Origin of the sequence: Erythrobacter sp. MTPC3 (genome assembly GCF_042854385.1) — a bacterium.
GTDB lineage: Bacteria > Pseudomonadota > Alphaproteobacteria > Sphingomonadales > Sphingomonadaceae > Erythrobacter.
Map to the genome: position 1 here is coordinate 21,538 of NZ_BTGP01000015.1, position 9,741 is coordinate 31,278.

At 59.2% G+C, this 9,741-nt stretch carries 12 protein-coding genes; 5 read left to right on the forward strand and 7 right to left on the reverse strand.

Going from position 1 to position 9,741, the window contains the following annotated elements; translation table 11 throughout:
- Positions 1–2: 2 nt before the first annotated feature.
- A complete protein-coding gene (locus ACGHU1_RS16170) occupies positions 3–1,997 on the forward strand; it encodes a type IV secretory system conjugative DNA transfer family protein (RefSeq protein ID WP_390588577.1) in 1,995 nt (664 codons plus the stop codon).
- Positions 1,994–2,398, forward strand: coding sequence for a hypothetical protein (locus ACGHU1_RS16175; protein WP_390588579.1), 405 nt, complete (start codon positions 1,994–1,996; stop codon positions 2,396–2,398). The genes ACGHU1_RS16170 and ACGHU1_RS16175 overlap by 4 nt, the downstream gene beginning before the upstream one ends.
- Here the strand turns inward: ACGHU1_RS16175 and ACGHU1_RS16180 are convergent.
- Genes ACGHU1_RS16180 through ACGHU1_RS16190 form a run of 3 tightly spaced genes read right to left on the reverse strand, consistent with a single transcriptional unit; the run spans position 2,395 to position 4,960 of the window.
- Positions 2,395–2,898, reverse strand: coding sequence for a hypothetical protein (locus ACGHU1_RS16180; RefSeq protein ID WP_390588582.1), 504 nt, complete (start codon positions 2,896–2,898; stop codon positions 2,395–2,397). The two genes, ACGHU1_RS16175 and ACGHU1_RS16180, sit on opposite strands and share 4 nt — an antisense overlap.
- Positions 2,895–4,373 carry a relaxase/mobilization nuclease domain-containing protein gene (locus ACGHU1_RS16185; RefSeq protein WP_390588585.1) on the reverse strand — a complete coding sequence of 493 codons (1,479 nt, stop codon included), beginning with the start codon at positions 4,371–4,373 and terminating at the stop codon, positions 2,895–2,897. Before ACGHU1_RS16185 ends, ACGHU1_RS16180 begins: the two co-directional genes overlap by 4 nt.
- Entirely contained in the window at positions 4,370–4,960 is a 591-nt protein-coding gene (locus ACGHU1_RS16190) for a hypothetical protein (RefSeq protein ID WP_390588588.1), read from the reverse strand. The genes ACGHU1_RS16185 and ACGHU1_RS16190 overlap by 4 nt, the downstream gene beginning before the upstream one ends.
- A gap of 326 nt (positions 4,961–5,286) precedes the next feature.
- Between ACGHU1_RS16190 and ACGHU1_RS16195 the strand changes: the two genes are divergently transcribed.
- On the forward strand, positions 5,287–5,550 hold the full coding sequence (locus tag ACGHU1_RS16195; protein ID WP_390588591.1) for a hypothetical protein: 264 nt from the start codon (positions 5,287–5,289) through the stop codon (positions 5,548–5,550).
- Positions 5,551–5,599: 49 nt separating this feature from the next.
- Here ACGHU1_RS16195 and ACGHU1_RS16200 read toward each other — a convergent pair whose 3' ends face one another.
- The 4 genes from ACGHU1_RS16200 to ACGHU1_RS16215 form a co-directional block, all read right to left on the reverse strand.
- The gene (locus tag ACGHU1_RS16200; RefSeq protein ID WP_390588594.1) at positions 5,600–5,923 is read right to left on the reverse strand and encodes a hypothetical protein; all 324 of its coding nucleotides are present in this window, start codon (positions 5,921–5,923) and stop codon (positions 5,600–5,602) included.
- Between the two features lie 117 nt (positions 5,924–6,040).
- Positions 6,041–6,403, reverse strand: coding sequence for a hypothetical protein (locus ACGHU1_RS16205; RefSeq protein WP_390588596.1), 363 nt, complete (start codon positions 6,401–6,403; stop codon positions 6,041–6,043).
- 78 nt (positions 6,404–6,481) lie between these two features.
- Positions 6,482–6,841: a hypothetical protein gene (locus tag ACGHU1_RS16210; protein WP_390588599.1), complete on the reverse strand. Its 360-nt coding sequence runs from the start codon at positions 6,839–6,841 to the stop codon at positions 6,482–6,484.
- Complete coding sequence (locus tag ACGHU1_RS16215) at positions 6,838–7,518, reverse strand: AAA family ATPase (protein WP_390588600.1); 681 nt, start codon at positions 7,516–7,518, stop codon at positions 6,838–6,840. Before ACGHU1_RS16215 ends, ACGHU1_RS16210 begins: the two co-directional genes overlap by 4 nt.
- Positions 7,519–7,819: 301 nt before the next feature.
- On the opposite strand from ACGHU1_RS16215, the gene ACGHU1_RS16220 reads away from it, so the two are divergent.
- On the forward strand, positions 7,820–9,064 hold the full coding sequence (locus ACGHU1_RS16220) for a tyrosine-type recombinase/integrase (protein ID WP_390588603.1): 1,245 nt from the start codon (positions 7,820–7,822) through the stop codon (positions 9,062–9,064).
- The coding region (locus tag ACGHU1_RS16225) for an integrase arm-type DNA-binding domain-containing protein (RefSeq protein ID WP_390588606.1) at positions 9,061–9,741 on the forward strand (681 nt) is incomplete at its 3' end. The genes ACGHU1_RS16220 and ACGHU1_RS16225, both read left to right, overlap by 4 nt.

Consider the following 9,741-nt stretch of genomic DNA (forward strand, 5'->3'; position numbering starts at 1 on the left):
GCATGGGCGATATGAGCCGTGGTCAATGGATTGTCGCGGCAATCCTCGCTCTCGTCGTGATCCTGTTCAGTGGCGCGCTGATTGCGACTATCGGGCTGGGCGTTTTCCGCTCGGATTTGCCAGTCCACCGAATGCCGGAATACTTCTGGTTCTATCGGGATAATGAGCATGTCATGCGTTGGCTGGCGCTTGGCCTGGGCGCGTCCACCATCGTAGTGCTGCTGGGCGGCGGGTTTTTGCTGCTCCGGCGCTCGCAGAGCCTCCACGGCGATGCCCGTTGGGCGCGGGCGGGCGAAGCCCGCAAAGCGGGCCTGATGGACCAGAACGGCCTCCTGCTGGGCAAGATGGGCAGTGATTTCATTCAGCTCGGCGGGACAGAGCATGTCTTGCTCGAAGCGCCAACCCGTGCCGGTAAGGGCGTTGGCGTGGTCATTCCCAATCTGCTCACATGGGCAGATTCGGTTGTCGTCCTCGATGTGAAGCAGGAAAACTGGGAGAAATCGGCGGGCTGGCGCAAGCAGCTCGGCCATCAGGTCTTCCTGTTTGATCCGCTTGACCGTCATGGGCGCACAGCGCGCTATAACCCGCTTGGCCACATCAACCGGAATGATCCGATTGAGGTCATCGACGAATTGCAGAAGATCGCGGCGATGCTCTGGCCTCCGCCAACAAGCGGCGATAGCTTCTGGTCGGATTCTGCCCGCACGGCATTCATTGGCGTTGCCGCCTATGTCGCCGCCACGCCCGAATTGCCGTTTACGATTGGCGAGGTTTACCGCAATTTCAGTGCGGGCGATGCCAAGTCGAGGTTCCCGAAAATCATCAGGGAGCGGGAGGAAGCGGGCAATCCGCTGTCCGGGCCATGCGTCTCGGCACTGACCGACTGGTATAGCAGCTCGGCCAATACCTTCACCAGCATTCGCCAGTCCGTGTCAGCCAAGATCAACCTCTGGCTGAACCCCTATGTGGATGCCGCAACATCGGAATCCGATTTCGACCTGCGCGAATTTCGGGACAAGCCGATTTCGCTCTATCTCGGTGTCTCGCCCGATAACATGGAGCGCATGGCAGACGTATATAATCTGCTGTTTCAGCAATTGATTGACCTGAATGTGCGCGAACTCCCCGGTGAGGGAAAGCACCCGCTCAAGCTGCTGCTGCTGCTCGATGAATTTGCGCGCCTTGGCCGTGCAAGCGTTATCGCTTCGGGCTTCTCATACGTCGCTGGCTATGGAATCCGGCTGCTCCCGGTGATCCAGGCGCGCGGCCAGCTCCGCGATGTTTACGGGGCCGATGTGACCAATGAGATTGTCCAGAACTGCGGTGTGGAACTGGTGTTCACGCCAAAGGACAATGCAGTTGCGAAGGAAATATCCGAACGCCTCGGCAATTACACCTATAGCGCCAAGAGCAAGTCGAAGAAGGTGTGGGATGCTTGGGAGGGGTCCGTATCGACCTCGGAACAGCGCCGCCCGCTCATGCTGCCGCAAGAATTGCTGCTCATGTCGCAGGATGACGTTGTGGTGCTGCGCGCTGGCATTCGGCCTCTGAAGGGCCGCAAGATTCGATATTACAAGGACAGGTGGATGGTGGATGCGTCGAGCGTGCAGCCGCCGTCGGTGCCTGAAAGGCCGCTCGATCCGGACGTTGCGCGCCGGTCGCTGGCCATCATTGAATCCTACGAAGAGCCTGAAGATGCCTCTGGCGGCGAAAGCCGTGCCAGCCAGAGGGCTGTGCCAATGAGCGATAGTCAGGCGCTCAACGGTATCGAACTCGAAAGCCTTGCCGGTTTTCCAACAGAGGGTCTGCCCGATGATGGAGATCCAGCCAAGGCAGTTGAATACTTCAAGGTCGCTGGCCTTACGTTCGATCCAACATGGCTGGATCGCAACAGGGAAAAATTCGGGTCTGCGGCCGACGACGGCGGCATTGATCCGGACCAGGGGCCGGAAGGCGATGCGTTTGAGAAAATCAGCGAGAAAAGGAAACAGGCATGAGTGATGAACAGGAGCGCCCTTCCGACGCCGGCACACGTTCTGAAGGTGGCTCGCAGCCATCTGAACGGTTCGATGGCTCGCGTGATGCCAATCGGGCAGAACAGAACCGGCAGATGGCCAATGATTTTCGTCAGATGACGCAGGCGGATCGCCTGATGGATCGGCGGTATAATGACGGCGCAAAGCTCGTCGCGGCGCTCGATGCCGTCATAAACGACAAGTATGGCGAGAAAAGCGACATGGCCAGGAATATGCGCGAAGCGGCGGTTGAGGCCGTGGCTCAAACGATGGAGCGCGGTGAGCGGATCGTTCCGCCACAGGTGAAGGCGATAGAGCGTGATGTAGAAGCGGACCAGGCCCGTGCCACTACAAGGCAGGAAGAAGCAGACCGCGAACGCTAGTCTGCGCGATCGGCGGATAGATCGCGTTCATCGTCCTTCACCACGGCCTTGTCGAAGTTGCCCACGGCTTTGCGGACTTCGCGCTCGATCTGCCGGTTTCTCAAAAGCTGATACATCGTCAGATGATGCAGCTCGCGCGTCTGTGCCCAGCCTGACGCCAGAGTGCGTTCGTCCATTTCAGCGAACCGCTTGACGTGGGTTCGCATTTCTTCAGCCGTGATAACCGGCGGGCCGTCCTCCGGGTAGTTGGTAAGGAACGGCAAATACAGGTCGTCCTCCAGCATATCTTCGGGATAGGGATTTTCGGCCGAAACTCGGATATGCAGAAGCCCAAGCGCCCGCGCCAGCAATTGAAAATTATGGTGCGATTTTTCGGTTTGATCCTCGATGGCTTTCAGAGAGGATTCGAGTGCCTGCTGGCGCGCATCGAGCGCCGCAATCGACTCTGACAGAGCGGCAAGCTGATTCAAGGCTTCAATAAGCAATTCATCGGTGGTCATCGGCTTCGATCATCCCTGCCCCTGTCGCGGGGCCTGTCCTTGTCGCGCTCGCGCTCCTGCTCGCGCGCTCGATCACGATCATGCTGGCGTTGCTGATCTTCGATAGTCTTGTTGAGCGCGCGTGTCGCGGCGTCGGCCTGGTCACGCTGCACTTTCGGATCGCGCTCGCTGGCGGGGCTATTGTTCGGGTCGCCCTGGCCTTGCAGCCGCGCGCGGGACGCCTTCAGCCGCTCAAGTGCAGCGGCCTTCGCTTCCTCGATCTTGTCAGCCTTGCCGACGCCCTGCAGGCGCTCGCGCGACTTGAGAAGCCGCGCCAACGCGGCTTCCTTCGCCTCATCGGATCGTGACTGAACGCGCGCCTTCAGCCGTTCAAGTTCGGGGTCTTTCTCAAAGCGTTCAGGCAGCGCGTTGCCCTCCCGCAAGCGTTCAAGAATGTCGGCCCGCGCGCTACGCGGCTCCGGCATTTCAGACACAAATTTTTCAAGCGATTTCGCCAGCTCGGACTGCTCGGCTCCGCCGTGCGAGCGCAGCTCGTCAATCGCCTTGCGATAGGTTTCCTTGACCGCTTCGGCGTTGGCGACGGTCTTGGAAACAGCCCGCTCGCGCTTCGCCATATACGCCTGCGAAGGCTGATCCTTGCCGTCAAGAGTAGCAACGCGCGCTGCATCAACGGTCGCCTCCGCGCCCCGCTCCCGCACCTTCTGAACGGGCAATTTGTCGCCCTTGGGAGGATAACCGCGCGCAACGCTACGGCTCGCATCGGCCTCGATTCCCAGCTCCCTTAACTTCTCCGCAAACCGCTCGCGATTGTGCTGAATGAATTGCCTGTCAGGGTTGAAACGCCTTCCGGCGTTGTCGCGCATGGCGATCACAACATGGACGTGCGGGTGCGCTTCATCGGTGTGCAAGGCAGCTACCCAGCGGCGATCTGCAAAGTCCTCTTCAGCCAGATTGATAACCGCCTCGCGCACCTTTTCAGGGTCCGTTCCAGGCGGCATTGAATAGACCATCGCAAGCGCCGTCGCACCTTTCCGGCGATCATTTCCCGCGTCGGCATGGGCCTGCCAGTCACGCGCCAGCGCCAGCATTTCGGTCGCGCTGGTCAGCTCTTTGCCCTCGCTCGTCAGCAACGGAATGTCGTCTTTTTCGGAAACACTGACGCGCGAAACATAGGTGAATGACGAAACCGTATTGGCCGCGCCATGCACCCGGCTCGTGATCTTGAACACAACCTGCGGAGCCTTTTGGGCCACGCGCGATAGAGATTTCGCAGCGGCCTGCGAGCGTTCGGCGCGCGATGAAGAACGTCCGCCTTTCCCTGCATCGCCCATGCCAGGACCGTGCAAATGAGCAAACAGCGCCTTGCCCAAACGCTGGTTTCCAGCGTGATCGACGCGGCCACGTCCGCGTCCACTGGCACCTTGAACACGCTCAAGATCGTCCAGCAATCGCTCGGAAAATTCAAACGGGTTCAAGGCGCGTTCTCCCCTTCCCCGCTCCACAATTCTTCAGCCTGCCGCCAGTATTGAACCTCACCGCGCGCGGCATTGACGGCCTGCCTTGCAGCACCATCAATGCGCTCGGCCAGGTCATCGCGCATGACAAGAACGTGCTTCGCCGTCTGACAAATTTCGAGCGGCGCGCCCGGTTTGTTGGCCGCATTCATTGCCTTCACCGCTTGATTGAGCGAGTTGCCAATCTTGCGAATCTGGTTCGCGATTTCGTGCAACGCATCGACGCTGGCAGGGACCAGGCGCAGCTCCCCTGCCCTTGCCCAAAGCTGCCAGCGCACGGTTCTCTTGAGCCATTCATGGCGAGACAAACCGGCCTGATTTGCCACGCGGTCAATCGCCTCAATCTCACTGATTGGCAGATTGATCCCGACGCGCGATGTTTTCTGAATTGGCCCTGTGGGCACGTCCCTGATTTCATCGGGACGCCTCGGCATTGCATCGCGGATCGCGCGATTGATCCATGCGCTGCGCGTCATGCCTGCCGCTTTGGCAAGGTCATCGACGATGGCTGTTGCCTCGTCACTCATGCGTAGCGTGATGTGCGCCATTCAAGCCCCGTGCAGCGGTCTATTCGATCCATTGTGTTACAATGGCAATCGAATAGCTATCCTGCCATCTTCAACAATTGCTTACCTACTATCACTCCCCTTCGCTCAAAACAAGATCACGAAAGGACGCAGACGGAAGGAAGCCATAGTGAGCGATAGCGAACCAGGCATTCGCCCGGCGCGGAATTTCGTTCGCTAGAATGATGAAAAATGGAGCGGCTTTGCCGCGCGTTTTTGGTTCGGTATTGGTGACAATATCAGTTGATGGCCCGCCCCTGCAACCTTAGGGAATGGCGATCTGTCTCGTCAGAACGGGGAAAGCAAAGATGGCAAAACGCCCAAAGTCACTTGAAGCAATCAGGGCCGAAAAGTCCGAACTCGATGCGCGAATGAAGGAACTTCGCAGGCTCGAAAAGGAAGCACTTGAGGCGGAGCGTGATGCTGGCCGCGCTCCGCTGATCGCAGCACTTGAGCGTATCAAGATCGCCGCAATGTCTCAAGGCGAGGCAAAGGCGATTGCCAAGGCGATTGCAGACCACGGCAGCACAAAAGTAGTCGCCGCGCTGTCATCATTGGGAACCGCAAGCTAGGCATCACTTGAGCCTGATTGACGTTGCACACCTGACCTGCGCGCGCCGCTCACTTGTAGGGATCGTGATGCCAATGCCAGTTGTCGTTGCGCCAAGCTGCTTCCTCGGCATAGTCGTATCCCTTGCCGTCTGGATCGTCGTCGTCGACGCCCGCACCAGGACGCGTATCGAAGAACGAAAGCACGAAGGAAACGAATGCCGGGAATGCAAAGCACAACCAGGTGTCGATCTGTGCAATGAGCATCAGCACACATAGCGCCGCTGCTATCCAGTATCGGAACCGCGCAGCAAGTGCGAGCGCCGCCATCAAGGCGAAAGCGGCAACAAGCCAGCCACCTATGCCCATGTCGGGGATGAAATCTTGCGGTGCCATTTCCATTCTCCATCGGTTCGCTTCCCTCCCCACTGGTCCAGCAACCGATGCGAGAATGGGAGGCGAGCAATCTCGCGCGATCATAGCATAGCGGCTCGGCCCCGATAAGGTGCTGTTCTAGCCGGTGGTGTGGAGCGTCGGCAGCAAGGGCTGGTTCGGTTCCGGGATGCCCAGCAGCCGGAAAATATCGGCCTCAATGAGATAGGACAGATTCGGGAACGCGCGGTTAATGTCGGTCAGGTTTTGCGCCACGCGGACTTTCTGTGCAACGTGGATCAGCTCACTGGCGGGACAGCGCATAAGCGCCCTTCCCGCATCATCGTGAGCCGCCGACAGGTCTGGATCAAGCGTAGCATCCGGTGCGTCGATCCGCGCCACTGCTTCCAGCAATCGCTCGTTGGCTTCTACATACTGCCTATACAGGCGCGGCCACTCTTTTGCCGAAGGAACGGCGGGGAGATAAAGATCGTAGTCAGTCATGATTCGCAAAGCTCCAATTTGCGGTTGCGATTAGGGTTGGCCATCGGGTGCAACCGATGGTCAGCCCGTCTTGGGTTGTCAGCGCCCTCCCCCGGCCCCCGCTTCGCGGTGCGCCTCGACCAGCTCCTCGATTACGGCGGCGATCGGAATGTTCCGGCTGTTGGCCTGACCATAGATATATTCCATCGTGTCTTTGCGGAGTCTGGTCGTGAACGGTATGTTCCTGCCAGTCGCCCGCTCCCGCTTGGGAGCAACCGGCGCCTGGTTGGCTTCAAGCCGGTCCAGATCGGCCGCAGCAACCGGGACGGTTTTGAAGCGGTCGCCAGATCCCGCCACAGGCGGCTCTGGCAGCGACACAGGCTCGACATTGCCCGGTGCCTTGACTGCCCCCAGCCCTCCGGTCAAATCGCGCCTCACGGGCGTTTTAGGCGTCGTCATGCGGCCTTCTCCGATTGCTTGAGGATCGCATTGGCCACCGAACCTGCCAGTTCCTCGCCTTCCGCAATGGCCTTCGCCAGCGTTTCCGCGCGAATTTCGGTCGTTGGTAGCTTGTCGAGCGTCGTGCTGAATGAAATGAGGCTGCGATAGGCAGGCCGCTCGTAGAGTCGGCCCATGATCGGCACCCCTGCCCCGGCAATCTGTTCGATTAGCGCGGCCTCGTCGCGGGAAATGAAGCCGGTTGGAAATCGAGTCCAGACAAGGCCGAATGGCGCATGTGTGCCGGCCTTCGTCGGAGTGTCCGCAATAAGCTGGACAGTCGCAACGGCTTCCTCAACGTCTGCTGCTGAAGGGTTCGCCGGAATCAGCACGAAGTTCGAATGGCCGATGGCGATGGGTTGCACCATCGAGGCGCTGCCCTCCACGTCGATGAGGACGATTTCAGCCTCCGCCTCGCCGTCCCGCACCGCCTGAACGAGCGTTTTGGCATCCGCTGGCGCAACGGTGATCGCGTCCCCTGCCAGACCAGCATCGGCCCAGCGCAGAACGCGCCTGGCCGGATCGGCGTCGATGATCCGGACCCGGTAGCCTTGTGTGGCGAAAGTGCCCGCTAGCACAATTGCCGTGGTGGACTTGCCGCATCCGCCTTTGGGAGATGCGAGAGAGATAACTGCCATAGGACAACCTTTGATGACATTGGACTTCACATTCCTTCCTATGTCGTGTTGCGGTGCCATGTCAAAACATTTGCAATGTTGTCACAACATTACGTTTGCAAACGTCTTGCCGACATACGTTTACATGACAAATGTAAACGTATGTCGTCATACGCCATCGGGTGAGTGAGCGAGATACTTGCCGACAATCGAGCCGCCATCCCAAAAGCCGCCAAGTATCGCCTTCCAGCAAACGGTGCCCGCAACATACTCACGCGCCGCAAGAAGTCGTGCGCGCCGAACGCAGCGGTAGCTGCATGGAATGGCAAAAAGGCACGAAGAAACAGAAGCATCGCAAGTCCGAAAGACCGAGCAATCAGGTGGTAGCCAAGGCACAGCAGTATCCCGCCGCAGGCAGTCCCATCGTCTCAAACTGACCGGCTATGTTGCGCGGCGAAAGTCTCTTCCGGTCGGCATCACATGGGATACAGAGCTTCCCGGCTTCGGACTGCGCAAGCGCAAGTCGGGACATCTCACGTGGATCGTAAAGCACAGGCCGCGAGGCGTGCAGCGAATGGTGACGCTGGGAAGCGCGGGAGTGGCGGCAGGTGCGTTAGGCGCTCCCGCCGCGCGCGCTGCCGCGCGCAGATTGCTCATCAAGGCGACGCTTGCCGATCTTCCTACCGCTCCGGAGAAGCTAAAAGCTCCACTCTTCGCGGAGTACGCTGAGGAGTTTTGGCTCGACTATTCGCCGCATTGGAAGCCTTCGACGCGCGATGCATCGCGGGCCTATATCGACAAGCGGCTGATCCCAAGGTTTGGAACACTCTCTGTCGACGCGATTGAAAGGGCTGACATCAATTGCTGGCGAGATAGCATGGCTGATGTGGGAGGAGCCTTTAACCGCAGCATCCCGATCATGTCGGTTATGATGCAATATGCCGAGAAGCTCGGCTATCGCGAGAAGAACACCAACCCGTGTCGCGGCGTTTCTCGCTTCAAGCGGGACCTGCCGGAACGCTATCTCTCAGCCGATGAATATCGAAGGCTCGGTAAGGTGCTGGCAGAGCACGACGGTGCCAATGAGTTCGTGGTCCCAGCTCTCCGGATGCTGATCTATACAGGCGCAAGGGTTTCAGAGATTGCGACATTGCGCTGGCGCTACGTCCAGATACCCCGCCTCGCATTGCCTGACAGCAAGACCGGCCCGAAGACGATCTACCTCAACCCGCAGGCAATCGCTGTACTCGCTGGGCTGCAACGGCGCGGAGACGATCAACTCGTTTTCCCGGCGATGTATCGCGAGGTGCCGATCAACCTAGGTCAGCACTGGGAGAAGATCAGGCGCAAGGCAGCTCTGCCCGATGTGCGCTTGCACGATTTGCGTCACAGCTTCGCGTCGGTCGCCATCGCGAAAGGCATACCGCTTGCGACGATTGGCAAGCTGCTCGGTCATGCGCTTCCCGAAACAACGGCGCGGTACGCGCACCTCGCCGACGAGGTGATTTCGGAAAGCGCCGACCGCATCTGTTCCAGCCTCGCAAACTCAATGGGGATGACCGCATGACCAGCTATGACCTCAAGCGCATCCTTGCCGAGGAGCTGGCGCGCATCGTTCCGGGTGATGCCGGAAAGCGCCGCACGAGATTCGATTACGTCCTTCCCGGTTTTGGCGAGCGTATCCATCCGTCTGGCAGGAAGAGCTACGTCTTGCAGCGCACCATGGGTGGCCAGCAGAGACTCATCACCATAGGCGATGCGGCTATTCTAACCGAGCGGATCGCCAAGGATGTTGCGCGCCGCCTCATCTTGAGGATCGAACTGGGCCAGAATCCTGCGAACAAGAAGCAACGCGGGAAGAAGACGCCGACCTACACCTCCTTTCTCCGGCACTATTGGGAGGTTGCAGCTCCGACCTGGAAGCCATCCACCCTTGAGATACATGACATCTACCGTCGAACGCACTTGGAACATGCATTCGCCGGAAAGTTCATCGACGAGATCAGCCATGCTGATGCTGTGCGCTGGCATGCAATGTTAACACGCACGGCAGGACCGGGCGCTGCAAACCGCGCTATGGAAATCCTAAAGGCGATGTTCGGCAAGGCGGAGGCATGGGGCTATCTCCCAGAGCACTCAAACCCCTTTCGTGGCATCAAGCGCAACAAGGGGCGGAAGATCGAACGCTTTCTGAGCCAAGCCGAGATGGCCCGTCTTGGAGAAGCCTTGTCACAGCATCGAGCC